The sequence below is a fragment of the Georgenia sp. Marseille-Q6866 genome (assembly GCF_965111665.1).
Genome location: NZ_CBCOOR010000008.1, coordinates 67,632 through 92,835 on the forward strand (window position 1 = coordinate 67,632; position 25,204 = coordinate 92,835).

General features: G+C 73.8%; 21 protein-coding genes and 1 pseudogene. 7 read left to right on the top strand and 15 right to left on the bottom strand.

The window, feature by feature from the left end; all coding sequences use genetic code 11:
* Positions 1-4 precede the first annotated feature (4 nt).
* The 4 genes from ACWPXV_RS08740 to ACWPXV_RS08755 all read left to right on the top strand — a co-directional run bounded on the left by ACWPXV_RS08740 (position 5) and on the right by ACWPXV_RS08755 (position 5,396).
* Positions 5-1,315 carry a quaternary amine ABC transporter ATP-binding protein gene (locus ACWPXV_RS08740; RefSeq protein WP_454084875.1) on the top strand — a complete coding sequence of 437 codons (1,311 nt, stop codon included), beginning with the start codon at positions 5-7 and terminating at the stop codon, positions 1,313-1,315.
* Positions 1,312-2,178, top strand: a complete 867-nt coding sequence (locus ACWPXV_RS08745) for an ABC transporter permease (RefSeq protein WP_454084876.1) — start codon at positions 1,312-1,314, stop codon at positions 2,176-2,178. Before ACWPXV_RS08740 ends, ACWPXV_RS08745 begins: the two co-directional genes overlap by 4 nt.
* A 66-nt stretch (positions 2,179-2,244) precedes the next feature.
* Positions 2,245-3,150, top strand: coding sequence for a glycine betaine ABC transporter substrate-binding protein (locus ACWPXV_RS08750; protein WP_454084877.1), 906 nt, complete (start codon positions 2,245-2,247; stop codon positions 3,148-3,150).
* 167 nt (positions 3,151-3,317) lie between these two features.
* On the top strand, positions 3,318-5,396 hold the full coding sequence (locus tag ACWPXV_RS08755) for an acyltransferase family protein (protein ID WP_454084878.1): 2,079 nt from the start codon (positions 3,318-3,320) through the stop codon (positions 5,394-5,396).
* 16 nt (positions 5,397-5,412) lie between these two features.
* On the opposite strand, the gene ACWPXV_RS08760 is transcribed toward ACWPXV_RS08755, so the two are convergent.
* Both ACWPXV_RS08760 and ACWPXV_RS08765 read right to left on the bottom strand, forming a co-directional pair.
* Complete coding sequence (locus ACWPXV_RS08760) at positions 5,413-5,616, bottom strand: Trm112 family protein (protein ID WP_454084879.1); 204 nt, start codon at positions 5,614-5,616, stop codon at positions 5,413-5,415.
* Complete coding sequence (locus ACWPXV_RS08765; protein ID WP_454084880.1) at positions 5,616-6,023, bottom strand: DUF3499 domain-containing protein; 408 nt, start codon at positions 6,021-6,023, stop codon at positions 5,616-5,618. Before ACWPXV_RS08765 ends, ACWPXV_RS08760 begins: the two co-directional genes overlap by 1 nt.
* 125 nt (positions 6,024-6,148) lie before the next feature.
* Here ACWPXV_RS08765 and ACWPXV_RS08770 point away from each other — a divergent pair, with 125 nt between their 5' ends.
* Complete coding sequence (locus tag ACWPXV_RS08770) at positions 6,149-6,577, top strand: metallopeptidase family protein (RefSeq protein WP_454084881.1); 429 nt, start codon at positions 6,149-6,151, stop codon at positions 6,575-6,577.
* Positions 6,578-6,586: 9 nt separating this feature from the next.
* Here the strand turns inward: ACWPXV_RS08770 and ACWPXV_RS08775 are convergent, their stop codons facing one another.
* The 4 genes from ACWPXV_RS08775 to ACWPXV_RS08790 form a co-directional block, all read right to left on the bottom strand.
* The gene (locus ACWPXV_RS08775; protein ID WP_454084882.1) at positions 6,587-8,146 is read right to left on the bottom strand and encodes a DUF5719 family protein; all 1,560 of its coding nucleotides are present in this window, start codon (positions 8,144-8,146) and stop codon (positions 6,587-6,589) included.
* The gene (locus ACWPXV_RS08780) at positions 8,143-11,487 is read right to left on the bottom strand and encodes a glycosyltransferase (RefSeq protein ID WP_454084883.1); all 3,345 of its coding nucleotides are present in this window, start codon (positions 11,485-11,487) and stop codon (positions 8,143-8,145) included. Before ACWPXV_RS08780 ends, ACWPXV_RS08775 begins: the two co-directional genes overlap by 4 nt.
* Before the next feature lie 6 nt (positions 11,488-11,493).
* Positions 11,494-11,811, bottom strand: a complete 318-nt coding sequence (locus ACWPXV_RS08785; protein ID WP_251840228.1) for a WhiB family transcriptional regulator — start codon at positions 11,809-11,811, stop codon at positions 11,494-11,496.
* Positions 11,812-11,953: 142 nt separating this feature from the next.
* Positions 11,954-13,126: an AI-2E family transporter gene (locus tag ACWPXV_RS08790; protein ID WP_454084884.1), complete on the bottom strand. Its 1,173-nt coding sequence runs from the start codon at positions 13,124-13,126 to the stop codon at positions 11,954-11,956.
* A 168-nt stretch (positions 13,127-13,294) separates the two neighbouring features.
* Between ACWPXV_RS08790 and ACWPXV_RS08795 the strand changes: the two genes are divergently transcribed.
* Together ACWPXV_RS08795 and ACWPXV_RS08800 are read left to right on the top strand one after the other, a co-directional pair.
* A complete protein-coding gene (locus ACWPXV_RS08795; protein WP_454084885.1) occupies positions 13,295-14,146 on the top strand; it encodes a TIGR03089 family protein in 852 nt (283 codons plus the stop codon).
* Positions 14,140-14,934: a glycosyltransferase family 2 protein gene (locus tag ACWPXV_RS08800; RefSeq protein WP_454084886.1), complete on the top strand. Its 795-nt coding sequence runs from the start codon at positions 14,140-14,142 to the stop codon at positions 14,932-14,934. Before ACWPXV_RS08795 ends, ACWPXV_RS08800 begins: the two co-directional genes overlap by 7 nt.
* Here the strand turns inward: ACWPXV_RS08800 and ACWPXV_RS08805 are convergent.
* From ACWPXV_RS08805 to ACWPXV_RS08845, 9 genes and pseudogenes are all read right to left on the bottom strand, one after another.
* The gene (locus ACWPXV_RS08805; protein ID WP_454084887.1) at positions 14,927-16,030 is read right to left on the bottom strand and encodes a hypothetical protein; all 1,104 of its coding nucleotides are present in this window, start codon (positions 16,028-16,030) and stop codon (positions 14,927-14,929) included. The two genes, ACWPXV_RS08800 and ACWPXV_RS08805, sit on opposite strands and share 8 nt — an antisense overlap.
* A gap of 70 nt (positions 16,031-16,100) precedes the next feature.
* Complete coding sequence (locus ACWPXV_RS08810; protein ID WP_454084888.1) at positions 16,101-17,699, bottom strand: ThuA domain-containing protein; 1,599 nt, start codon at positions 17,697-17,699, stop codon at positions 16,101-16,103.
* A 146-nt stretch (positions 17,700-17,845) separates the two neighbouring features.
* A complete protein-coding gene (locus ACWPXV_RS08815; RefSeq protein ID WP_454084889.1) occupies positions 17,846-18,970 on the bottom strand; it encodes a glycosyltransferase in 1,125 nt (374 codons plus the stop codon).
* Between the two features lie 353 nt (positions 18,971-19,323).
* Positions 19,324-20,100: pseudogene (locus ACWPXV_RS08820) on the bottom strand (ABC transporter ATP-binding protein); the annotation flags it as partial.
* Positions 20,087-20,980 (bottom strand): ABC transporter permease, encoded by an 894-nt coding sequence (locus tag ACWPXV_RS08825; RefSeq protein WP_454084890.1) that lies wholly within the window; start codon positions 20,978-20,980, stop codon positions 20,087-20,089. The gene ACWPXV_RS08825 and the pseudogene ACWPXV_RS08820, both read right to left, overlap by 14 nt.
* Positions 20,977-22,239 carry a nucleotide sugar dehydrogenase gene (locus ACWPXV_RS08830; RefSeq protein ID WP_454084891.1) on the bottom strand — a complete coding sequence of 421 codons (1,263 nt, stop codon included), beginning with the start codon at positions 22,237-22,239 and terminating at the stop codon, positions 20,977-20,979. The genes ACWPXV_RS08825 and ACWPXV_RS08830 overlap by 4 nt, the downstream gene beginning before the upstream one ends.
* A gap of 174 nt (positions 22,240-22,413) precedes the next feature.
* Positions 22,414-23,181, bottom strand: a complete 768-nt coding sequence (locus ACWPXV_RS08835; protein WP_454084892.1) for an ABC transporter ATP-binding protein — start codon at positions 23,179-23,181, stop codon at positions 22,414-22,416.
* Positions 23,178-24,251, bottom strand: a complete 1,074-nt coding sequence (locus ACWPXV_RS08840; protein ID WP_454084893.1) for a taurine ABC transporter substrate-binding protein — start codon at positions 24,249-24,251, stop codon at positions 23,178-23,180. The genes ACWPXV_RS08835 and ACWPXV_RS08840 overlap by 4 nt, the downstream gene beginning before the upstream one ends.
* Before the next feature lies 1 nt (position 24,252).
* On the bottom strand, positions 24,253-25,059 hold the full coding sequence (locus tag ACWPXV_RS08845) for an ABC transporter permease (protein WP_454084894.1): 807 nt from the start codon (positions 25,057-25,059) through the stop codon (positions 24,253-24,255).
* Between the last annotated feature and the right edge of the window lie 145 nt (positions 25,060-25,204).

Genomic DNA, 25,204 nt, shown 5'->3' on the forward strand with positions numbered 1-25,204 from the left:
GAGCGTGAGCGCGCTACGCGCAGAGAACGTGTACAAGGTCTTCGGACGCCGGTCCCAGGAAGCCGTCAGGCGGCTTCGTGCAGGTGCGAGCCGTGACGAGGTCAAGCCCATGGGCACGGCCGCCGTCATCGACGCCTCCTTCGAGGTGCAGCCCGGCGAGACCTTCGTCGTCATGGGCCTGTCGGGCTCCGGCAAGTCGACCCTCATCCGGATGCTCAACGGCCTTCTCACCCCCACGGCCGGCCGCGTCGTCATCGGCGACCAGAGCATCACCGACGTCTCCCCCGCGGAGCTGCGCCAGATCCGGCGCACGAAGATCTCCATGGTCTTCCAGCACTTCGCCCTGCTCCCCCACCGCACGGTGCTCGACAACGTCGCCTACCCGCAGGAGATCCGCGGGATGGCCAAGGCCGAGCGGCTCGCCAAGGCACAGGAGGCCGTCGCGATGACCGGCCTGGCCGGCTGGGAGGACTCGCTGCCCGCACAGCTGTCCGGCGGCATGCGTCAGCGCGTGGGCCTGGCCCGCGCCCTCGCGGCGGACACCGACATCCTGCTCATGGACGAGGCCTTCTCGGCCCTCGACCCGCTCATCCGCCGGGAGATGCAGGAGCAGCTCGTCGAGCTGCAGTCCAAGCTCGGCAAGACGATCGTCTTCATCACCCACGACCTCAACGAGGCGATGTTCCTCGGTGACCGGATCGCCGTCATGCGCGACGGCCGCATCGTGCAGATCGACACCGCCGAGCAGATCCTCGCCCAGCCCGCGGACGACTACGTCGCCAAGTTCATCGCCGACGTCGACCGCTCCCGTGTCATCACCGCCGGTGCGCTCATGCGGCGGCCGATCTCCGTCGTCCAGCTCGGTGGCGGGCCCGGTGTGGCCCTGCGCGAGCTGGAGGCCACCCAGGGCTCGGCGGCCTACGTCGTCGACCGGCGGCGCGTCCTCCACGGCACCGTCCACGACCAGGACCTCCTCGCCGCCCAGCGCCGCGGGGACCGGACCCTGGAGTCGGCCGTGCGCCCGGACACCTCCGCCGTGTCCCCCGACACCCCGCTGTCCGACATGTTCGCCCCCGCGGCCGAGGCCCGGCTGCCGCTCGCGGTGACCGACGAGGACGGGCGCCTCGTCGGCGTCGTCCCCCGCGTCTCGATGCTCGAGGCGATGGTCCCGCCGACCGCGGACGACGAGAGCCCTGACGTCTCCGCCGAGCAGGTGCCCGCGCCGGCACCCGCACCGGACGTCACCGCCCCCGGCGGGAACGAGGCGACCTCCGCCGTCCCCGTCCAGACCCCGGCAGAGGGTGAGGCCCGATGAACGACTTCCGCATCCCCGTCGGCGACTGGGCCGACGCCGCCGTCGACTGGCTGACGAGCAACCTCTCGGGCCTCTTCGGCGCCATCGCCGACGTCCTGCGCTGGCTCTTCGAGCTCGCCGAGGTCGTCTTCACCACCCCGCCGTTCTGGGTGGTCGTCCTCGTCCTCGCGGCCGTGGCCTTCCTCGCCAAGAGCTGGAAGCTGGCGCTGGCCACGGTGGTGGGCCTGGGGCTCATCTTCGCCATGGACCAGTGGGACAACGCGATGGCGACCATCGCCCTCGTCGTCGTCGCCTCGCTCATCGCCACCGTCATCGCGATCCCGCTCGGCATCTGGGCCGCCCGCAGCAGCGGCGTGTCCACCGTCCTGCGCCCGGTGCTCGACTTCATGCAGACGATGCCGGCCTTCGTCTATCTCCTGCCGGCCGTCATCCTCTTCCGGGTGGGCGTGGTCCCGGGCATCGTCGCGACGATCATCTTCGCGATGGCCCCGGGCGTCCGCTTCACCGAGCTCGGCATCCGGCAGGTCGACCGCGAGGTCGTCGAGGCCGGGCACGCCTTCGGCGCGACGCCCGGCCGCATCCTGCGCCAGGTCCAGCTCCCGCTCGCGCTGCCGACGATCATGGCCGGCATCAACCAGCTCATCATGCTCTCGCTGTCGATGGTCGTCATCGCCGGCATGGTCGGGGCCCCCGGCCTCGGTCAGCCGGTGGTCCAGTCGCTGCAGAGCGTCAACATCGGCCTCGGTGCCGAGGCCGGGCTCTCCGTCGTCATCCTCGCGATGTACCTCGACCGCGTCACCGCCGCCCTCGGCGACCGCGCCCCGGTCTCCCGGGCCCTCAAGGTCCGCGCCGCCGAGGACTGACCCCACCGCCACTCACGAAACCCACCCTCCACGACACACGTGAACGTCACACGAAAGGGACACCACATGAAAATCACCCGACGCAGCGGGGCCGTCATCGCCTCCGCCACCACCCTGGCCCTCACGCTCGCCGCCTGCGGCAGCGACTCCGACGGCGGCTCCGAGGACAGCACCACCGGTGCGGACGCCGGCCCCATCACCATCGGCATCCACTCCGGCTGGGAGGAGGGCATCGCCGTCTCCCACCTGTGGCAGCACATCCTCGAGGAGGAGGGCTACGAGGTGGAGATGGAGACGGCGGACGCCGGCGTGGTCTTCACCGGACTCGCCCAGGGCGACTACCACGTCAACTTCGACACCTGGCTGCCCGCCACCCACGGGCACTACATCGAGGAGTACGGCGACGACCTCGCCGAGCTCGGCACCTGGTTCGAGGAGGCCCCCCTCACCATCGCGGTGAACGAGGACGCGCCCATCGACTCGCTCGCCGAGCTCGCCGACAACGCCGAGCTCTTCGGCAACCGCCTCGTCGGCATCGAGTCCGGTGCGGGCCTCACGAAGATCACCCAGGAGCAGGTCATCCCGACCTACGGCCTGGACGGCATGGACTACCTCGTCTCCTCCACCCCCGCGATGCTCACCGAGCTGAGCGCGGCCATCGACGCCGGTGAGAACATCGCCGTCACCCTGTGGCGCCCGCACTGGGCCTACGACGCCTTCCCGATCAAGGACCTCGAGGACCCCGAGGGCGCCCTCGGCGAGCCGGACGACATCTACGCCTACGGCAACGCCGACTTCGCCGAGACCTACCCCGACGTCGCGGAGTGGATCGCCGGCTTCCAGCTGGACGACGAGCAGCTCCACTCGCTCGAGAACATCATGTTCAACGAGATGAACGGCGAGGACAACGACGCCGCTGTGGACCAGTGGGTCGAGGAGAACCAGGAGTTCGTCGACTCCATCACCGGCTGACCAGCCCGCAGCAACAGCAGCTCAGCTCTCGGCGCGAGGGGTGTCCCCTCGCGCCGAGAGCTGACGTCTTCTGACGGGGCGCGTGCCACGCACCCGACGTAGAGTGTGAGGCCGTGGACGACGGTGACCACCCGCCCGGCGACTCGAGCAGCACGAGAGGTTCCCGCATGACCGCAGCCACGACACCCGTCGCGGCCCCCGCGTCCACCCCCACCACCCGCTTCCGCGGTGACATCCAGGGCCTGCGGGCCGTGGCCGTGGGGCTCGTCCTGCTCTACCACGCGGGGGTGCCCTTCCTCCCCGGCGGCTTCGTCGGTGTCGACGTCTTCTTCGTCATCTCGGGCTTCCTCATCACCGGCCTCATCGTCCGCGAGCTCGAGCGCACCGGACGCCTGAGCCTGCGGCGCTTCTACGCCCGCCGGGCCAAGCGGCTGCTGCCCGCGACCGCTGTCGTCTTCGTCACGGTCGCCGCTCTCACGCTCCTGTTCCTCCCGGTGACGCGCTGGCGCGACATCGCGGGGGACATCGCCGCGAGCTCGGTCTACCTCGTCAACTGGCGCCTGGCCGACCGCTCGGTCGACTACCTCGCCGCCGAGTCGGCCGCGAGCCCGCTCCAGCACTTCTGGTCCCTCGCCGTCGAGGAGCAGTTCTACATCGTGTGGCCGCTGCTCATCGTCGCGCTCTTCTGGCGCTGGCGCGGTGGCAACGCCTCCCGCCGCCTCCTCCTGGGCCTCCTCGTCATCGCCGTCCCCTCCTTCCTCTGGTCGGTGCACCTCACGACGGCGAACCCCGGCGCCGCCTACTTCGTCACCACCACCCGGCTGTGGGAGATGGCGGTCGGCGCCCTCCTCGCCGTCGTCGTCGTCCACGCCGACCGGCTCACGCCCGCGGTCCGGACGGTCCTCGGCTGGGCGGGGCTCGCGGCGATCGGCTACGCCGCCCTCACCTTCGACGCCGCCACGACCTTCCCCGGCGCCTCCGCCCTCGTCCCCACCCTCGGTGCTGCCGCGGTCCTGCTCGCCGGCAGCGGCGACGGCCGCGGTGAGCTGCGCCCCCTGACGGCCGCTCCCATGCAGCACGTGGGCGCCTGGTCCTACTCCCTGTACCTGTGGCACTGGCCCCTCATCGTCGTCGCGACGGCGGTCTGGGGCACCGACGGCACGCTCCCCCTGACGACCGGCCTGCTCGTCGTCACGGCCTCGCTGGTCCCGGCGTGGCTCACCTACCGGCTGGTCGAGCGCCCCTTCCACCGCTCCCCCCGCTTCGCCGTGCCGTGGCGGGCGGGGGTGCTCGGCCTCGCGTGCGTGGCCGTCGGCCTCGCCGGGGCCGGGGCGCTGGCCGTGGCGACGGACCGGGCGAGCGTCCCGCAGGGCCCCGCGCCGGGCGCCGCCGTCCTGGGGGACGACCCGGCCGCCGCGGACGCCGGCGAGCCGCTGGACCGCCTCACCTCGATCACGCCCGCGCTCGCCGACGCGCCCGAGGACGTCGCCGACATGTATGCCGACGGCTGCCACCAGAACCAGCGCAGCGCCAAGGTCATCAGCTGCACCTACGGCGACCCGGACTCCGACACGGTGGTCGCGCTCGTCGGTGACTCCCACGCCGCGCACTGGCAGCCCGCGCTCGAGGTGCTCGCCGAGGAGAACGGCTGGCGCCTGGAGACCTACACGAAGTCCAGCTGCATCTTCGCCGACGTGCTCACGTGGGACAGCAGCGCGGACGAGCCGTACGACAGCTGCCACACCTGGCAGGCGGGGGTCCGCGAGCGCCTCGTCGGCCAGCAGCCCGACGTCGTCGTCGTCAGTGCGAACGGGACCTACCAGCTGCCCGGAGACCCCGCACCCATGAGCCGGGAGGCATCCGTGCAGGGACTCGCGGAGGGGAGCGCCTCCAACTGGCGTGCGCTGGAGGAGTCCGGCATCGACGTCGTCACCATCCTCGACACGCCCCGCCTCGTCGTCAACGCCCCCGAGTGCGTCGCCCAGCACCAGGACGACCTCGACGCCTGCGCGCTCGACCGGGACAACGCGGTCGAGCGCTCAGGGACGCCGATGCTCCGAGCGGGGGCGGCGCTCGTGCCCGAGGTCGACGTCGTCGACCTCAACGAGTTCGTCTGCCCGCGTGAGGACTGCGTGCCGGTGGTCGGCGGGGTGCTCACCCACAGCGACTCCCACCACCTCACGGCGACCTACGTCCGCACGCTGGCCCCTCACCTGGAGGAGGCACTGGCGCACCTCCTCCGCTGAGCCGCGCGGCGCCGGATCAGAGCTCGCGGGCCTCCTCGGCCAGCAGCACGGGCACACCGTCACGGACCGGGTAGGCCAGCCGGCGCTGCGGGTCGGTGGAGCGCAGCTCGGGCGTGCCGTCGGGCGCGGTGCCCTCGACGAGCTCGGCGCCGGTCACGGGGCAGCGCAGGATGTCCCGCACCCAGGGCTCGATCGTCGCCGGCTGCTCGCTCGCACTCATCACTTGCTCCGTCTCCCTGCGCCGGGTGCGCAGGTCTCCAGGGTAGTCGCCGGGTCAGTCGGCCTCGCCGGGCAGCACCCGCAGGTGGCCGCGGCGTCCGAGCTCGGGCTCGGGCAGGCGGTGGGTGACCGGTGCCGGGGGACGCTGCCGGGCCGGGCGGCGGGCACCGAGGGGCCCGGGCGGGCGCGGGAGGCCTCGCGCACGGCGTCGGCCAGCGCCTCGATGTCGTCGGCGCTGGGCGGGGCCGGCACGAACTCGGTGGCGAGGCGGACGACCTCCCAGCCGCGCGGGGCGGTGAGCCGGTGCGCGTGCTCCTCGCACAGGTCGTAGGAGTGCGGCTCGGACTGGGTGGCGAGCGGACCGAGGACGGCCGTGGAGTCGGCGTACACGTAGGTGAGGGTCGCCACGGCCGGACGGCTACAGGCAGCGCGTGTGCAGTGGCGGGAGAGTCTCACGCCCTGACGGTACAACGTCGCGCGGACACCGCCGGCACGGCCACGCCGGAGCCGGGCCCAGGGCATAGCATCGAGGGATGCCCGAGGACCTCGTGATCCCGTCCCGGCGCTCCGCGCGCCGGCGGGACCGCCGTGGGCGCGGGCTGCGCGGTCCCCTGCTGCCGCCGACCCTGCCCGGGTGGCGCACCCGCAGCGAGGAGTTCGACGACGCCGTGCTCGGTGCCGTCGAGCGGCTGGAGAAGCGCTGGTCGCGCCAGCTGTCGGCGGTCGAGTTCGGCGTCGAGGAGGTCCCGCCGTCCGACCCCAGCCCGTGGGAGCAGGACGCCGTCGCCCTGGGCCGGTACTTCCCGGCCGACCCGGCCGCCGGTCTCACCGACCGCGTCGTCCTCTACCGCCGCCCGATCCAGTCGCGCTGCGAGGACACCACCGAGCTGCACGCGCTCGTCGAGGAGGTCGTCCGCGAGCAGGTGGCCCACCTGCTGGGCCGCGACCCCGACGACCTCTGAGTCGCCCTCTCAGCCGAGCGGGCGGGGGGCGGGTGCGAGCGGGACGGCGCTGGCCGTGCGGGCGTCCTCGGTGAGCGGCACGAAGGACATGAGGCTGCCGTCGGGTGCGGACGCCGTGAGCATAAGACCGCCGTGGACGACGCCGTCCGTCGCGCGGACCTCGAGCGCGGCCACCTCACCGAGCGCCCTCACGTCCTCACGCAGGGTCGTGCGCTCGCCGAGCGTGCGGGTCACCGGTTCTCCCCGGGTGCCGTCACGCAGCACCGGGACGAGCTCGACGTCGATTGCATCACCGGACGGGTTGGCAAGGACGAGGTACACGGAAGAGATCTCGTCACCGGGCACGGCTGCGACGCCGGAGGCCAGGGCAGGCGTCGCAGGCGCCCAGGCGCGGTCGACCGGCGCGGTGCCCGGGTCCTCCTCGCTCGCCCTGCCGACGGTGGTCGTCACGGCGGCGGCGGTGACGGGCTTGTCGGCGCTGACGACCGCCGACCAGGGCCCCCCGGGCATTCCGGTGAGGGAGACGTCGACGACGGCGCCCGGGTCCAGGACGAGCTCCTCGGCACCCGGCACGGCCTCGGGCCCGTCGGTGCCGAGCAGCTCGAGGGTGACGGTCGCGGTCTCCTCGCCCGGGTTGACGACGCGGACGGCGGGGGCGTCGTCCTCCTCCCCCGAGCTCTGGCCGAGGAAGATGCCGGGGACGACGACGCTCTCGGCGGGTGCCAGCGAGGGGGCGACGAGGTCGGTCCCCGCGGGGACCAGGCCTCGCAGCCGGCTGTCCTGGACGAGGGCGGTCACCTCGCCGCCGGTCGCGGCGACGTGGACGGCGACCCTCGGGTCGGCGGCCAGGGCCTCGAGCAGGACGATGCGCTGACCGCCGGCCGGGACGAGGACGGTCCCGGCGGTGGAGAGGTCGAGGGCCCCGGTGCTCCCCCAGCCGCTGAGCGTGACGCTCGCCGGGGTCTGCCCGACGTTCGACAGCACGAGCTGGGCGGAGTCGCCGGGCTGGGTGGAGCCGCCGACGAGCCACGCCGAGGTGGACGGGCTCTGGCACGACGTGGCCGCCAGGCCCCGGAGGTCGCCGGACTCGGTGACGGCCACGCTGGTCCCCGCGACGAGCGCGACGACGTCCTCCACGGGCTCCGCCTCGAGAACGGTCGTCTCACCGGCGTCGGTGCGCTGCGCGAGACGGGCGGTGCCGGCGAGGGGCACCTCGTCACCGGCCGGGTCGTCGAGCGCGGGCCGCAGCCGCAGGGCTCCAGGCGGCTGGTCCTCGCTGCGGGCGAGGGTGACGACGTCGAGCACGGTGCTCGTGCCCGAGCCCTCCGGGTCGAACTCGTCGTAGCCGAGGTCCTCCCCGGCGACGGCGGTGGCGAGGCGCGGCGGCCCGGGGCAGACCTGGGCGACGGTGGCGGCGTCGACCGGCACGACGACGTCCTCGACCGCGACGACGTCCACGGGCACCGTCTGCCCGGCGAGCGCGACGCCGGCGGCCGCGGCGAGCAGGGCCGCACCGGAGACGGCGGTGGTCACCCGGCGCAGCACCCGCCGGCTGGTGGGGGCGCTCATGTCGTCTCCTCCCGTCGGCGGCGCACGGGCACGGCGAGCAGCACGGTGAGCCCCAGGCCCACGGCCTGGGCCACGCGCCACGGGGTGAGCCACGCCGGCTCGTAGGTGATCTCGAGGCGGCCGGTGTGGGCCGGCAGCTCGAAGGCCTGCCGCCAACCGTCGGTGGTCGCCCGCAGCGGGCGGCCGTTGTAGGTGGCGCGCCAGGCGGGGTCGGCCCGCTCGGCGAGGACGAGGAGGCGGCCCTCCTCCCCCGCGCCGACCCGGCCGCTCGCACCGACCGGCCGCGCGGGCAGGGAGGAGAGCACCTCCCCCTCCGCGGACACGACCTGGGCGCGGGCCACGGACTGCGCCGCACCGGCGGCGCCGGTGGACTGGGAGGTGCGCCAGATGACGCCGGAGGCGTTCTCCGTCACCCGCTCGAGGCCGGCGGTGGAGTCCAGCCGGGCGACGAGGTCCTGGCGGGTCGTCGCGGCCTCCGCGTCCGTCACGGGCGGGACGAGGACGACGCCGACGGCGAGGCGGCCGAGCTGCTCGCCGGCCGCGTCCGCGGTGCCGGTGGCGAGCTCGGCGACGAGCCCGTGCAGCTCGGAGGTGGCGTCATCCGGCGCGGCGGCCGCGCCGCCGGAGGTGAGGCCCCGGGCCGCCACCACCGTGGAGGTCTCGCTCAGCTGGGGGCCCGCGTGGCGCCACACCTCGGCGCGGACGGTCTCCCCCTCCGCACTGAGCGCGAGCACGCGTGCCCGCTCGGGGCTGGTCTGGAGCTCACGGGCGAGTGCCGGGACCGGCGGCGCCTCCCGGCCCTCGAGGGCGAGCAGGGTCCCCTCCTGCCCGCGCTGGTCGACGACCGTGGCGAGCCACACGCCCGCGGTCGCGAGCGGGCCGAGGACCATGACGGCGGTGACGACGCCCGCGGAGAGCTGGCGCCAGCCGAAGCTGCGGGCGGTGAGCCACTCGCGTAGCCCGTCACCGCCCGCCGTCGTGGCGACGAGCAGCCCGAGGAGGGCGAGCGAGGTGCCGGCGCCGGCCCAGCCGTGGACGAGCTGCGCCTCGCCCGCCAGGTCGCGGCCGACCGCCACGGGGGTGCGCGTCGACAGCAGGGCCGTCGCGAGGCCGACGACGACGGCGACCCAGCCGGCTCGGACCGCCCGCGCGCGGCCCGAGCCGCGCAGCAGGGCGAGGACCGCGACGAGGGCCACGGCGGCGCCGCCCGCCAGCGCGAGGACGGTGGACCACGGCTCCGTGGGGCCGGCCAGCCCGGGCAGGGCGAGGGGCCAGCCGAGCGCCGCGAGCCAGGAGGCGCCGGGGTCGGAGGCGAGCGGCACCCCGGGATCGGCGACGACCACGCGCCAGCCGCCCTCGGGGAGCGTGCCGAGGGCCGCGGTGAGCAGCGGGCCGAGAAGGAGGAGCGGGGGGACGGCCACGAGCGCGAGCAGGCGCCGGCGGCGGGGCACGACGAGCGCGAGGAGAACGAGGACGACCACCGCTGCGGGCAGGAGCACGGGCGCGCCGGCGCAGGCGACGGCGAGCGCCAGACCACCGCCGGCGGCCGCCGAGATCGAGCCGCTGGTCGCGTGCGCGTCCGCCGCGGGCGCCGCGACGGCGGGGAGCTGCCCGGCTGCGGGGTCCTCGTCGTCGTCCGCGGTGCGCCTGGCGTCGGCGAGGCCGGAAAGGATGACGTCGCGGCGGTGCACACCCACGGCCCGCGCGACGCCGAGCGCCGCCCACGGCAGGGCGAGGTGGGCGAGCACGGCGCCGAGGCGCCCCTGGCCGAGGCCCACCAGGAGCGCGGGGGCCAGGGCCCACACGACCGCCGCCCACGCGCGCAGGAGGACGGAGCGGGTGGCGGCGCCGGCGGCGAACCAGGCCCCCAGCCCGGCGAGCGGCACGGCGAGGACGAGCAGCGCCGTCGTGAGGACGTTGCCGCTCGCACCGGCGAGCGGGAGCGCGGCGACGGCGAGGACGGTGAGGAGCGGGTCGGCCGGGCCGGCGTGGCCGAGGCCGGCGGGGACCCACGCGGACGTGGCTGTCCGCCACAGCTCGCGGGCGGCGGCGTCGAGCGGGACCAGGGCGCCCCCGCGCAGCGCGCCCGCGGTGAGGAGCGGGCCCAGGGCGACGAGCGCGACGGTGGTGAGGCCGAGGAACACGAGGGCGAGGGTGCCGCGCCGCCGCCGGGCGAGGACGGCGCGCTCGCGGATCTCCAGCTCGCTGGGGGCCACGCGGTGGGCGCGGCCGGCGGCCTGGGAGCGGCGCTCGTCGCGCTTGGCGCGGGCGACGTCGTGCCAGGAGGCGTGTAGCGGGCGGAGGTGGCGCAGCGAGACCTGCCGGGTGGCCCGGTGACGGCGCCGGGCGCGCCACACGGCAGCGGGCCGGGCGAGGACCTCGGCCGCGGCGCGCATCTCGGCGCCCACGAGGGAGATCTCCTTGGTCGCGACGCGCCACAGCGCCCGCACGGGCGCGAGGGCGAGGATCGCCACGACGACGAGCGGCACCCAGTACCACGGCGTCGAGGTGAGCCAGAGGAAGAGCTGGGAGCGGCGGCGGGCGGCGAAGGAGCGGCGCGGGTCGGGCACGGTCTGCGGGTCGGGCCGCGGGGAGGAGAGGTCCCGCAGGCCCTGGTAGGAGGCCTGCGCGTGGTGGACGACGGCGCCGGGCACGACGACGACACGGTGGCCGGCGAGCCAGGCACGCTGGGACAGGTCCAGGCCGTCACCGAAGGGGCCCAGCGCGGGGTCGGGCCCGCCGAGCTCGTCCCAGACGGTGCGCCGGACGAGCGCGCCGGCCGTGCCGACGGCGAGCACGTCCTCGCGGGCGTCGTGCTGGCCCTGGTCGATCTCGCCGTCCTCGATGTCGGGGACGCGCCGGCCGGTGGACGTGGCGCGGACGCCCGCCTCGAGGAGGAGGTCCGGCCGGGCCCAGTCACGCTGCTTGGGGCCGGCGACCGCGACCGACGGGCCGGACTCGCCCGCGCGGAGGAGCTCGGCGTGGGCGCGCGGCTCGGGCGCGGAGTCGTCGTGGAGGAGCCACAGCCAGGGCTCGGGCTCGTCCGCCCCGCCGTGCTCCGCGAGCGCGGCCCGCACGGCCGCGCCGAAGGTGCGGGGCGCGGGGACCCGTAGCACCCGCACGGAGGAGACCTCACGCAGACCGGCGGCGTCGATGGCCGCGTGGACGGGGACGCCCGTGCCCACCTCGCGGCCGGGGGCGCTCGTGTCGACGACGAGGACGGTCCCGACGGGACGCGTCTGCTCCGCCAGCCCCCGCAGCGTCCGCGGCAGGTACGGCGAGACGCCGGGGCTCACCACGACAGCGAGGGTCGTGGCGGCGCCGGCGTCAGTGGCCGACATCAAGCATCAGACAGCCCGGCGCTTGAGCTTGCGACGCTCCCGCTCCGAGAGGCCGCCCCAGATGCCGAAGCGCTCGTCGTTGGCGAGGGCGTACTCCAGGCACTCGGCGCGGACGTCGCACGCGGTGCACACACGCTTGGCCTCGCGGGTGGACCCGCCCTTCTCCGGGAAGAAGGCCTCCGGGTCGGTCTGCGCGCACAGCGCGCGCTCCTGCCAGCCGAGCAGCCCCTCGTCGGGGAGCTCGTCGATGGCGTACAGCCCCTGCTGGGTGGTGCCCGCCGTGACTCCGGTCGTCAGCGGACCATCACCGAGAATGTTCCACACTGCTCTTCCCATCGTCGACCGGTCGCTTGCCCTTGGTGAATTACACGCGTGTCATACGCCTCCCGTCAAGCGGAGAGGTGCTATGAGGGCTTATTCACGCCGACTCCGGGTCACACGCGCCCCACGGGCCTCAGCGAGCGCGTCAGACCGTTTCCTCGCGCTTCTTCCGGGCGAAGCGCGCCGGGAGGTCCGGGCCGTCCCAGACCTGGATCGCCCGCCAGATCGAGGCGGTGACCGGCACCGCGAGCACCGCGCCGGTGAGGCCGGCGAGGACCGTGCCGGCGGTGAGCGCGACGAGGATGACGAGGGGGTGCAGGCGCAGCGCCCGGCCCATGACGATCGGCTGGAGGAGGTCGCCCTCGAGCTGGTTGACGCCGACGACGATCGCGACGACGATCAGCGCCTCGACCGGCCCGACGGCGACGAGGGCGACGAGCGCGGCGAGGATGCCGGCGATGGTCGCCCCGACCAGCGGGATGAACGCGCCGAGGAAGACGAGCACCGACAGCGGGATGGCCAGCGGCACCCCGACGATTGCCAGGCCGATGCCGATGAAGATCGCGTCGACCGCGGCGATGATCGCCGTGCCGCGGACGTACCCGCCGAGGGTGCGGATCGTCGCGTCGCCCACCCGCTGGCCCCGCCGGTAGCGGTGCCCCTCGAAGGGACGCAGGAGGAACTCCCAGATCTTGGGGCCGTCCTTGAGGAAGAAGAACAGCACGACGATCATGATGAAGAAGCCGGCGATGAAGTCGACGGTCTGCGACGCACCGGCGATCGCCCCCGACCCGACGGCGCTGGACTGCAGGAGTCCCGTGGCCGACTCGACGGCCGAGTCGATCTGCTCCTGGGTGATGTCGAACGGCAGCGCCTCGACGTACTGCTGGAGCTCGGCGAAGCCCTCGAGCGCCTGGTCCCGCAGCTCGTCCCACTGGTTGACGACGGCGCGGGACACCAGCCACACGACGGCCCCGAGCGCGGCGATGATCGCCGCGAGCGCGATCCACGTCGCGAGGAGGGACGGCAGGCCCTTGCGCCGCAGGAGGGAGACGAGCGGGGAGATCGCGGCAGCCAGCACGAGCGCGATGAGCACCGGGATGACGACGAGCGTCAGCTGGGTGAGCACGAACACGAGGACGGCGAGGACCGCGGTGACGGCCAGCACCTGCAGCGAGCGCGTGCCGACCCGGCCGAAGCCGTCGGCCCACAGCCCCCGCGTGGCGGGCTCGGCCGGCAGTGGCTGCGGCTCCGCGGCAGGCTCGACGGCGTCGGCGGGGCGCGCGGTCGCGCGCGACCGTCGGCTCAGTGGACTCATGTGCAGACCTTCCCGTACGTCGTGCCGGCGACCACGGGCACCGGCGGTGGGTGAGAACCCCCCCGCGCTGTGCGCCACCCGGCCACCGACCAAGGTGGGGCACAGCGTAACGACGCCTGGCCGGGCCCGCCCTCCCGTCCGACGCGCGCCGCGGACTAGGCTCAGGTCATGAGCATCGCGACGAGGGTGCTCGACCTCCTCACCGGGGACGAGCCCAACCAGCCCCGCCTCACGTGGTACGGGCCCGACGACGAGCGCGTCGAGCTGTCCGGGCGCGTCCTGGCCAACTGGGTCACCAAGGCCACGAACCTCCTCGTGGAGGAGGGTGAGGTCGAGCCGGGCTCGCGGGTGCTCCTCGACGTGCCCGTGCACTGGCGCGCCCTCGTGTGGGCGATGGCCACCTGGTGCGCCGGTGGTGAGCTCGTCCTGCCCGCCGAGGAGGACGACGTCCCAGACGACGACATCGACGACGAGCCCGGGTACACCGACCTGGACGAGGAGGAGGCGGGCGACCTCGACGACGACGAGTCCGTCTTCGTCCCCGACGAGACGGCCGAGGAGCCGGACATCGCCGTCACCGCCCGCCCGTCCGGCGCGCCCGCCGCCGGTCTCGTGCTCGTCGTGGCCCTCCCGGCCCTGGCGATGCACGTCGAGGAGCCGATCCCCGCCGGCGCGGTCGACGCCGCCGCGGCGCTCATGACCTACGGCGACCACCTCGGCTTCATCCAGGAGCCCGGCGGGGACGACGCCGCGCTCTCCGGGCCCGAGATCTCGGGCACCGGCGGCGGTCCTGTCCCCTACGGCGAGCTCGCCGACTGGTGCCGGGAGCAGACCCCCGCCTGCCACCGCGACGAGGAGCGCCCGCGCGTCCTGTGCGCGCCGCGCGACCACGTCGAGATGCTTGCGCACGCCGTCGCCGCCTGGCGCGCGGGCGGTTCGCTCGTGCTCCTCGGCGAGGACGTCGACTCCAGCCGCTTCGACGCGATCCAGGCCGCCGAGCGCGCCGCCGTGCGGTGCTGAGCCGCGAGGACGCGCCGCCGCTCGTCTCGGTCATCATGCCGATGCACGACGCCGCGGCCTTCGTCGGCGCGGCGATCCGCTCCGTCCAGGCGCAGAGCGTCCAGGAGTGGGAGCTCCTCGTCGTCGACGACTCCTCCCGCGACGACTCCCACGCCGTCGCCGAGCGGGCCGCGGCCGCCGACCCGCGCGTGCGCGTGCTGCGCAACGAGGGCCCCGGTGGCGCGGGACCGACGCGCAACGTGGGGATCGACGCGGCGCGCGGCCGCTACATCGCCTTCCTCGACAGCGACGACCTGTGGCTGCCCACCAAGCTGGAGCGGCAGCTCGCCCTCCTCGAGGTGTCCGGCGCACCGCTCGTCTACAGCGCCTATTACAAGGTGGACGCCGACTTCTCCGGCGAGGCGGTGGACTTCGCGCCGAACGGGCGCGTCGTACGCGCCCCGCTGCGGCTCGAGTACCGCCACATGCTCCGCCAGGACTACATCGGCTTCCTCACGGCCGTCTACGACACCGCGGCGCTCGGCAAGCGGCTGCTGCCCTCGATCGAGCGCCGGCAGGACTACGCGCTCATGCTCGCGATCCTCCGGGACGGGCACGTCGCCCGCGGGCTGGACGAGCCGCTCGCCCTCTACCGGTCGGGCCGCACCGGCTCCCTGTCGGCCAACAAGCTCGTGGCGGCCCGGTACAACTGGCACATCTACCGCCACGTCGAGGAGCTGCCGCTGCCGCGGGCGCTGTGGGCCTTCGGGAACTACGCCGTACGCGCGGGGCTGAAGTACCTCATCTAGCGGCGGCCACGTCGGCGTCCGTCCCCTCGGCCGCCGGCGTCCCGGCCTCGCCGGACGCCGCGGCGACCGCGGCGTCGATGCGGGCCTGGATCCGCGCCGCGGACCGTCGGCGCGCCCTCACGACGAGGAGCGGGGTAGCGACGAGGAGGGCGAGCAGGACGAGCTGGGCCCACGGCACGGTCCACACGCGGAACTCCCCGGTGCTCGGCTGGAGGGCGGCGGGCACCTCGTCCTCGCCGACGGCGAGGGGGGTCGCGACGAACTCCCCGCGTCCGAGGAACAGGGGCCAGACCTCGACCTCCGCGGTGCCGGCGGCGTCCTGACCGGGCAGCACCTCGCGGTGCTCGGCGGAGGCCTCCCCGCCGCCGGCGCCGAAGGGGCCGGCGAGCGTCACGCCGACCTCGGCCCCGACGCGGATGTTGCCGGTGTTCTCCACGGTGTAGTCGACGGTGACCGTCCCGGGGGCGAAGGGGTTCCACGACGGGGAGTAGGTGGTCTCGACCGCGGGTGTCACCTCGGCGAGCACGTCTCCCGCGACGCGCAGGTGGAGCCGGACCCCCACGCGCGAGCTCATCTGCAGGGAGGTGTCCCCGCCCTGGACGAGCTCGGCGACGACGCCGGCGGGGTGGTCGCCAGGGGTCGCGCCGCCCGGGACGGTGACCTCGACGGGGACGACGGTGCTCGAGGACGCCGGCGCCTCGAGGAGGATGCCTCCGCCGTCGCGCGGCGTCGCGCCGTCGACCTCGCCGATCTCCACCCAGCTCCCGCCGTCCTGCGGCGGGGCCTCGGCGGGGAGGAGGTCGAAGTTGCCGTCGTCGTCGACGAGGCCGTCGCTGGCGTAGACCGCGAAGGTGGCGTCGTGGGCGCTGAAGTTCGTCACGACGACGTAGTCGGAGACCGACGCGCCGTCCTCGATCTCGTGGCGCAGCGAGACCCGGCCGTCCGCGCCGTCCTCGTCCGCCGGCTCGAGGGCCCACGTCGTCCCGCCGGCGGCGTCGTCGGTGTCGGTCGCCGCGGGGAGCGCGGCCGAGGCGGGCAGGGCGGCGGCGCCGACCACGAGCGCGCCGGTGGCCAGGGACCTCAGGAGACGGAGCACGGTCAACCTCGGGGAGTCTAGGAGTCGGTGCAGGCGGGCGGGGCGTCTGCCCCGCCCGCCTGCGGGGTGGTCAGTCGACCGGGAACAGCGAGACGGTCACCCGCGCGCTGTAGTCACCCTCGGCAGTCCCGACCGGGGCGTCGAGGACGAGCCGCGCGTCGAGCTCGGCGGTGCCGCGACGTCCCTCGTTGCTGGCCGAGGCCAGGCGCGAGGGGGTGGACAGGCCGGTGCCGCCGTCGATCGCGGTGGCCTGGGCCGGTCCGGCACTGACGCCCTCACGCGGGCTCAGCACGCGGGGGACCCAGCCGAGGTTCTCGGCCCCGATCACGTCGGCGTCGGACACGAAGTCGGTGGACTGGCCGGAGGCGGCCCATCCGCCGCCCGCGGCCTGGTCGGCGTTGCGGCCGTCGGTCACGGTGAGCGTCGGCAGGTCGCCGGTGTAGCGCCAGCGGTCGGGGCGCTCGCCCGCGGGGGTGAGCTCGACGCCGTCGCCGTAGTCGCCGACGGTGAGCGTGAGGGAGCCCTCCTTGTCGACGATGGAGACGTCGACCGGGATGCCGTCGGCGTCGCTGGGACCGCCGGTCTCGGACAGCGCACGCTGCCAGACGATGAGGTCGGCGACCTTGTCCTCGAGGCCGGCGACACCGGCGCCGGCGGCGCGGGTGCGGGCCTGGAGGAGCGAGGCGAGTGCGCCGTCGTGGTCACCCTCGTCGGCCGCGCCCTCGGCGGAGGTGAGGAGCGCCGCGATGTCCGCCTTGGCGCCGGCGTCGCCGCCGGTCGCACCGGCGAGGATGCCCTCGACCTCGGAGAAGGTCACGCAGTCGCCACCGCCGGACACGAGCCCGGCCGACCACTCGATGCCGGACAGGACGTGACCCAGCCACAGCGGGTCCTGCCACGACTGGTCGGTGTGGCCGGCGCCGCTGTACCAGGAGCGGCCACCCTCGAAGTTCTTGCACCACGCGATCGGGTGGTCCTCACCCATGCGCCCGTTGCCCGGGTTGTAGGTGGACTCGTCGAGCGTCATGAGGACGTGGACGTCCCCGCGGGGGTTGGCGGTGTAGTTGTACCACTCGTCGAAGCGGGACCACTCGAGGGGCAGCCCGGCGGTCGAGGGGTGCGCGGGGTTCTCCACGCGCATCGTCGCCTGCTGCTGCTGCGGGTGGTTGCGGAAGCGCGCGCCGCCGCCGGTGAGCTGGCTGTACCAGGGCACCGTGTGGAGCGTGTCGGTCGCGGCGTGGAGGCCGACGTAGCCGCCGCCGCTGCGGATGTACCCCTGGAAGGCAGCGACCTCGCTGTCGTCGAGCAGGCGCGGCCGGGCAGGGTCCATGTTGTTCGTGCCGTCGACCGGGGAGTTGAAGATGATCGCGGAGTACTTCGACAGGTCCTCGGCCGAGGTGAAGGGCGTCGACTCGAGGCTGAGCGCCGGCTGGGCGGGGTCCCAGACGTCGACGTCGAAGCCCTCCTCCTCGCCGAGCGCGATGAGCGCGTTGGTGGTCGGGACGATGTGGGAGTGGCGGAACCCGAGGGTCTTGCCGACCACCAGCACCTGGTAGTCGTCCTCGGGGACCTCGGTGTCGGCCATCGCGGAGGGAGCGACGGCACCTGCTCCCAGGGCGATCGCAGCGGTGAGGGCCGCTGCTCGTACTCGTGAGACATGCTGCTTCATTGCAGGCCTTCCATGTGGGCGGGTTGTCGCTGCCCGAGGCTCGTCATTAAGTTTCGCGCAACGACATTATTGCGTTCGTCACACTACCGATGACCGACTTGCAACGTCAATCTTCTGTCCACCTGATGGCCGGAAGTCCCGACGCCTCACCCTGCGCGCACGGCCGCGAGGGCGGCCACGAAGTCCCCGCTCACCGTCGCCCAGTCGTACCGCTCGACCGCGGCCCGGCGGCCCGCCGCGCCGAGGCCGGCCGCCCGCTCCGGGTCGGCCCGCAGCGCGAGAACCGCGTCGGCGGCCGCGGCCGGGTCCTCAAAGGGGACGACGACGCCGGCCCCCGCCGTCGTGACGACATCACGTGCCAGTGGCAGCGGCGTGGTGACGACCGGGACGCCGTGGGCCATGTACTCGAGCACCTTGGTCGGCATGCTGTGGCGGTAGTTGGGCAGGTCGCGCAGCAGCGAGAGCCCGGCGAGTGCGCCGTCGAGCAGCTCCCCGGCACGGTCGTTGGGGACGAAGCCGTGCCAGTGCACGTCACCGCGCTCGTGCGCCTCGCGCACGACCGGCTCCGCGGGCCCGTGGGCGGGACCGACGACGTGGGTGGCGACGACCCCGGCGGTGCGCTCCCGCAGGAGGCGCCCCGTCTCGACGACCTCCTGCGCACCCCGCTCGAGGGTGATGCTGCCGAGGTAGACCACCCGGTCCGTCCCGGGGGCAGCGGCGTCCGGCGGCACCGGGACCGTGTTGGGCACGACGACGTGGTCGCGGGCGAAGCGCTCCCGGTAGCCGTACTCGGCGAGGAGCAGCGTGAGGTGCCGCTCGGCCCAGCGCTCCACGCGGCGCACGAGGCCGGCGGCCAGCGCGCGCGCGGGACGGGGCAGCCATGGCTTGGCCACGACCGCGGCGGCGGTGTCCTCGTGGACGTCCCACACGGCGCGCGACCGCAGGGACCGCGGGACGGCGAGGAGGAGCTCGGGGTCGTGGACGAGGACGACGTCGTGCCGCCTGCCCAGCCCGCGGACGAGGCGGCGGGCGTGCCGGAGGGCGCCGAGGCGGCGGCGGCCGGTCGCGCGGGGCACGTCGACGCAGTGCAGCCGACCGGCGCCGAGCACCTCGTCCGTCGGCAGCGGCAGGCCGTAGCCGGTGAACGGGGCCGCGTAGGTGACGTCCCACCCCGCGGCGAGCAGTGCGGGGACCTGCCGGTGGCGGATGCGCGCGTCCTGCGGGTGGTGCACGACCGTGACCACCAGGACCGACGGCCGCTGCGGCGTCATCGCGAGGCGTCCTCCGCCGCGGTGGCACCGCCGCCCGGCGCGGCCTCGGGGGCCGCCACGGGCTTCTCGGCGGGTGCCGGCGTGGTGGCCGGTGCGGACTGGTCGGCCGGTGGGGACTGGTCAGCCGGTGCGGGCTGGTCAGCCGCGGCGGGCTGGTCAGCCGCGGCGGGCTGGTCAGCCGCGGCGGGCTGGTCAGCCGCGGCGGGCTTGTCGGCCGCGGCGGGCTTCTCGACCGGTGCGGGCTTCTCGGCCGCGGCAGCCTGAGTCGCTGGGGCAGCGGCTGCGGGGGCTGCCGGCTTCTTGGCGGGAGGCTTCTTCGCAGCCGGCTTCTTGGGGCCCGCCTTCTTCGGCCCCTTGGACCGCGCCGCCTGGTAGGCGTCGCAGACCTCGTTCGCCGGGCCGTCCATGATGAGGCGGCCCTTGTCGAGCCACAGGGCGCGGTCGCACATGGCACGGACCGTCGAGTCGCTGTGGCTGACGAGGAACACCGTGCCCGCGGCCTCGCGGATCTCGGCCACCCGCTCCCGGCTGCGTGCCTGGAACTCGGCGTCACCGGTGGCGAGGGCCTCGTCGATCATGAGGATGTCGGGCACCGCCGCCGTGGAGATGGCGAAGCGCAGCCGAGCCGCCATGCCGGAGGAGTAGGCCTTCATCGGCAGGTCGATGTAGTCCTCGACCCCGGCGAAGGAGACGATGTCGTCCATCTTCTCCCGGACCTCCTTGGGCGAGAGCCCGAGCGCCTGGCCGCCGATCATCACGTTGCGCTCACCGCTCAGCTCACGCATCAGCACGGCGTTGACGCCGAGCAGCGCGGGGGTCCCGGCCGTGTAGATCTCGCCGTTGGTGGGCGGGATGAGGCCGGCCAGCGCCCGGAGCAGCGTGCTCTTGCCCGAGCCGTTGCGGCCCACGATGCCGATGGACTCGCCGTGGTAGGCGACGAAGGACACGTCCTTGACGGCGTGCACCTCGCGGACGGCGCCGATGGACCCGCGGCCGCGCAGCATCCGCTTGAGGCTCGCGTTCCCAGGTGCCCCGCTCACCGTGCCCATCTTCTTCGCCCCGTAGACGCGGTAGATGACGTCGACGTGCGAGGAGATGAGCGAGGGGATGCGCTCGTCAGTTACGGCCATAGGTCGCCTCTGCCCGCCAGAAGAAGATGAACCCGACGAGCGGGAGGATGACCGCCCACCCGGCGGCCACGTACCAGGTCGTCGCGTTGAAGGGGGTGTCCGACAGCAGCGACTGCCGGACGATGTCGAGGATGACGGCGAAGGGCTGGTAGAGCATGACCGTCCCGACCAGGCCGTGACCGGCGAAGGTCGTGATGCTGAAGAAGACGCCGGAGACGTAGCGCAGCAGCCGCACGACGAGCGTGATGAGGTTGCGCAGGTCCCGGGAGCTGTGGACGATCCGCGCGACGATGAGCGAGATACCGGCGTTGATCGCGACGATCAGTCCCATCGCGACAGGGAAGAGCAGCCAGTGGACCGTGATCGGCTCCCCCGTCACGAGGACGAGGACGAGGATGACGGCCACCGACGGCAGGAAGGCGATGAACTCGGTGAGCGTCACCGACAGGGGCAGGACGGCTCGCGGGAACCGCAGCGACCGGACCAGGCTGAGGTTCCCGGAGATGGCCTTGGACGCCGAGGTCATCGTCCCGGAGCTGTACATGAAGACGAGCAGGCCGATGACGAGGAAGCCGACGTAGTTGTCGACCCCCTCGTCCAGGCCCAGCAGCTGCCCGAAGATGAGGAAGTACGCGGCCGCGAGCAGGAGCGGGTTGAGCACGCCCCACAGCTGGCCGAGGTAGTTGTCCTGGTTGCGCGCGTAGGACTGTGCAGAGGACAGCGTCCACAGGAAGCGGCGCTGTGCCCACGTCTCCTTGATGTAGCGCCCCAGCGGGGGCCGGACCCCACCTCGCTCGAGTCCGTACCTGGCGGCGAGCTGCGCCGCGGCGTCCGGCGACAGGGGGGAGTCACCCCCTGCCGCCGGTGCGGGTGCCGTCACAGACGCTGGACCGTCGGGCTCTCGGCCGCGACGCCGCGCGTGTCGAAGAAGCGCTTGGACGCGCCGGCCAGGGCCTCGATGTCGTAGTCGCGGTGGTGCTGCAGGAGCATGACGAGGTCCGCGTTCGCGATCGCCTCGTCGAGGTCGGCGACGCGCTCGGTCACCGAGCCGTTGGTACGCCACTGCTCCACGTGCGGGTCGTGGAAGACGACCGTGGCGCCCTTCTCACGCAGGTGCTTGGCCACCGGCACGGCCGGCGACTCCCGCTGGTCGGCGATGTTGGGCTTGTAGGTGACGCCGAGCAGGAGCACGGTCGCCCCCTTCATGGCCTTGCCGTCCTCGTTGAGGATGTCCTGCGCGCGCTTGACCACGTAGGAGGGCATCGTCGCGTTGATCTCCTGGGCGAGCTCGACGAAGCGGAACGGGTAGCCCAGGCGCGCGCGCACGTTGTAGGAGAGGTAGTTCGGGTCGATCGGGATGCAGTGGCCCCCGACGCCCGGACCGGGGTAGAACGCCTGGAAGCCGAAGGGCTTGGTCTTCGCCGCGTCGATGACGTCCCACAGGTCGATGTCCAGCTCGTGGCAGAACCGGGCCATCTCGTTGACCAGCGCGATGTTGATGTGGCGGTAGGTGTTCTCCAGCAGCTTGGCCATCTCGGCCTCGCGGGTGCCCTTCGTCCGCACGACAGTGTCGACGACCCGCCCGTAGAACGCGGCTGCCGCCTCCGTGGACTCGGGGCTCACCCCACCGACGACCTTGGGGGTGTTCTTCGCGCCGAACTTCTCGTTGCCCGGGTCGATGCGCTCCGGGGAGAAAGCGAGGTGGAAGTCGGTGCCGGCCTTGAGGCCACCGGCCTCGAGCATCGGCGCGACGATCTCCTCGGTGGTGCCGGGGTAGGTCGTGGACTCGAGCACGACGACCTGGCCGGGCTGGAGGTGACGGGCGATGTCGCCCACCGCGGCGCGCACCGGGCCAAGGTCCGGGCCGCCGTCCTCGGCCAGCGGGGTGGGCACGCAGATGACGATGTGCTTCGCCTCGGCGAGCACCGCGGGGTCCGTCGTCGCGGCGAAGCCACGCGAGACGAGGTCCGCGACCTGCTCGTCGGAGAGGTCGTCGATGTGCGAGACACCCCCGTTGAGGCCGTCGACCACACCCCGGTTCACGTCATAGCCGCGAACCGACATCCCGGCGTGCACCGCCTCGAACACCAGCGGCAACCCCACGTACCCCAGCCCCACAACGGCAAGGTCCACGGTCATGTGCAACTCCAAGTCGTCTCGCACGTTCCGGAGCGAACCTGCCGCCCGCACCGTGGCACACGGCGGGTCACCCGCGTGTGCCGATCTGCGACAAGCATCGTACACGGGCACTTCGGGCCATCCATCGGGCCCTAGTACCCACGGCCGTGGGGGTCGTCACGCTTCCGGGCGCCCTCAGCGCACGATCGCGGAGGCCACCTGCTCGCGGATCTCGCGGAACTCCTCGCTCGCTCTCAGCTCCTCCGCGTCGAGGGCACGGCCGTGCGTCCCGGAGATGTCCACGGGCACGTCGAGGACCACGCGGCCCGGACGCGGCGACATGACGAGCACCCGGTCACCGAGGACGATCGCCTCGTCGACGCTGTGGGTGATGAAGAAGATCGTCTTGCCTCCCTCGCGGGAGATCCGGAGCAGGTCCCCCTGGAGCTGCTCGCGGGTGAGGGCGTCGAGCGCGCCGAAGGGCTCGTCCATGAGGATGACGCCGGGGTCGCTGGTGAGGACGCGGGCGATCTGGGCACGCTGCTGCATGCCGCCGGAGAGCTCGTAGGGCCGGGCGTCGCTGAACCGCGCCAGGCCCACCCGCTCGAGCTGCTCGCTGCTGCGCGCGGCCCGCTCCCCCGCCGCGACCCCCTGGAACTTCAGCCCGAGCTCGACGTTCTTGCGCACGCTGAGCCAGGGGTAGAGGTTGGGGTGCTGGAAGACGACGCCGCGCTCGGGGGACGGGGCGTCGATGGGCGCCCCGTCCATGGTGGCACTCCCGCCGGTGGGCGTGAGGAAGCCGGCGAGCACCTTGAGCAGCGTCGTCTTGCCGCAGCCGGACGGGCCGACGACGCAGACGAACTGGCCGTCGGGGATGGTGACGGTCGTGTCGGAGACCGCGTGGACGACCTCCCCGCGCTCGGTGACGTACCGGTGCGAGACCTTGTCGAGCGTCAGGGTCAAGGTGCCACCCGGTCGATCGCGTCGGCGTGGACCGCCTGCTCGTACCTCTCCGGCGGCGCGATCTCGGCGACCTCCTGCTGGGCGAGGAGGAAGTCGGCCGTCCGGACGAGGTCCTGCCCGAGCTTGCCGCCGAAGTACTCCTCGCCGGCCTGCTCGGCCGCGCGCAGGTAGACGTAGCCCTCGAGCAGCTCGGTCGCCTCCTCGGGCGCGACGCCGAGCTGGGCGCCGATCGCCTCGCCGGCACGCTCGGGCTCCTCCTGGATCACGCGCACCGCCTCGTCCTGCAGCGCCGTCCACATGGCCATGAACTCCGGGTTGGCGGAGATGAACTCGGTGGTGGCGGCCGCCAGGTCGTAGGTGGGCGTGCCCGCCGCAGCCGTGTCCTCGCTCGACAGGACGATCTGCCCGTCCTCGAGGAGCACCTCGAGCGTGGGGTTCCACACCCAGGCGGCGTCGATCTCCCCACGCTCCCAGGCGCCGACCATGGCGTCCGGGGAGAGGTTGATGAGGGTGAGGTCTGCGCCGGGCTCGAGCCCGGCGTCGCCCAGGGCGTTGAGGAGGGAGAAGTGCGCGGTCGAGCCGTAGGGCACGGCGACGGTTGCCCCGGCGAGGTCCTCGAGGCTCTGCGCGCCGGTGCGGGAGACGAGGGACTCCGCCTCGCCGATGACGTCGTGGATCCACACGACCTGGGCGTCCAGCCCCACCTCCGGAGAGACGAGCTTGGCCATCGGGCTCGAGCCGAGCAGGCCGAGGTCGATGGAGCCCGAGCCGAAGGCCTGGACCACCTCCGCGCCCGAGGCGAACTGGCTCCACGAGATCCTCGCCTCGGGCAGGCAGGCCTCCAGCCAGCCGGCGTCGCGCACGACGAGGTCGCCGTTGGGGATGGGCTGGAAGGCGATCTCCACCTCGGCGGTGACGCTCTCGTCGACCTCGACGGGGCAGGCCTCCTCCTGCCCGGACGCGGTCTCGGTGGCGGCGTCCTGGGCCGCCTCCTGCGCGGTCGCGCAGGAGCCGAGGGCGAGGACGGCGGCGAGGACGCCGGCCGAGCGGCGGATGAGCTGGGGGGCCATGTCAGGCCGCCTTTCCGTACCAGGGGACGAGCGCTCGGGTCAGGTACTTCAACGCGGTGTCGAGCGCCACCGCGCACAGTCCGATGACGATGATGCAGGCGATGGTCAGCGCCGTCTGCAGCTGGGTGCCGGCGATGTACGCCAGGCCGCCGATGCCGGGGATGCCGTTGTTGAGCTCGGCGGCCACGACGGTGGTCCAGGCGAAGCCGACGGCGATCCGGACGCCGGAGAGGATCTCGGGCATGGTCGAGGGCAGCATGACGTGGGTGACCACCTGCCACCGGCTCGCGCCCATCGACTCGGCCGCGTGAATCCGGTCGCTCTGGATCCCGCGCATGCCGTTGATGGTGGCGATGGCGATCGGCGGGAAGGCCGCGAGGAACAGCAGCCAGTACTTCGAGACGTCCCCGATGCCGAACCACACGATGAGCAGGCCGATGTAGCCGAGCGGTGGCAGGGCGCGGAGGAAGTTGAGGTAGGGCTCGGTGACCGCGTTGAACCAGCGGCTCGCCCCCATGAGGAAGCCGAGCAGCGGGCCGAGGACGACGGCCGCGCCCACCCCCACGCCGATCCGGCGGAACGAGGCGAGGAGGTGCTCCCACATGAAGTAGCCCTGCTCGCCGCAGAGCACGCGGGAGCCGGCCTCGTAGCAGGAGTTGGACCGCACGAAGGCGTCCCACACGGCGCCCGGAGCCGGCAGGTACAGCGGTCGGACGATGCCCGCGGCCGTCACGGCCCACCAGACGGCCAGGACGAGGACGAGAGAGCCGAGCTGCAGCCCCAGGCGCCGGCGCGTCCGGGTCCGCACCGCGCGCCGGTGGCGCTCGACGACCTCCCCCGAGCGTGCGTCCTCCGCGAGCCCGGGCGTGGCCGTGGGGCTCGGTTCCGCCGCGCGGGACTCGCCTGGGGCGCTGATCGGGGTGTCCTTTCGGGAGCGTGCCGTCGTCGCGGCC

Coding starts and splice junctions, on each gene's coding strand:
- ACWPXV_RS08745 (WP_454084876.1), top strand. CDS start 1,312: ATGAACGACTTCCGCATCCCCGTCGGCGACTGGGCCGACGCCGCCGTC.
- ACWPXV_RS08750 (WP_454084877.1), top strand. CDS start 2,245: ATGAAAATCACCCGACGCAGCGGGGCCGTCATCGCCTCCGCCACCACC.
- ACWPXV_RS08755 (WP_454084878.1), top strand. CDS start 3,318: ATGACCGCAGCCACGACACCCGTCGCGGCCCCCGCGTCCACCCCCACC.
- ACWPXV_RS08760 (WP_454084879.1), bottom strand. CDS start 5,616: ATGAGTGCGAGCGAGCAGCCGGCGACGATCGAGCCCTGGGTGCGGGAC.
- ACWPXV_RS08770 (WP_454084881.1), top strand. CDS start 6,149: ATGCCCGAGGACCTCGTGATCCCGTCCCGGCGCTCCGCGCGCCGGCGG.
- ACWPXV_RS08775 (WP_454084882.1), bottom strand. CDS start 8,146: ATGAGCGCCCCCACCAGCCGGCGGGTGCTGCGCCGGGTGACCACCGCC.
- ACWPXV_RS08780 (WP_454084883.1), bottom strand. CDS start 11,487: ATGTCGGCCACTGACGCCGGCGCCGCCACGACCCTCGCTGTCGTGGTG.
- ACWPXV_RS08790 (WP_454084884.1), bottom strand. CDS start 13,126: ATGAGTCCACTGAGCCGACGGTCGCGCGCGACCGCGCGCCCCGCCGAC.
- ACWPXV_RS08795 (WP_454084885.1), top strand. CDS start 13,295: ATGAGCATCGCGACGAGGGTGCTCGACCTCCTCACCGGGGACGAGCCC.
- ACWPXV_RS08810 (WP_454084888.1), bottom strand. CDS start 17,699: ATGAAGCAGCATGTCTCACGAGTACGAGCAGCGGCCCTCACCGCTGCG.
- ACWPXV_RS08815 (WP_454084889.1), bottom strand. CDS start 18,970: ATGACGCCGCAGCGGCCGTCGGTCCTGGTGGTCACGGTCGTGCACCAC.
- ACWPXV_RS08830 (WP_454084891.1), bottom strand. CDS start 22,239: ATGACCGTGGACCTTGCCGTTGTGGGGCTGGGGTACGTGGGGTTGCCG.
- ACWPXV_RS08840 (WP_454084893.1), bottom strand. CDS start 24,251: ATGGCCCCCCAGCTCATCCGCCGCTCGGCCGGCGTCCTCGCCGCCGTC.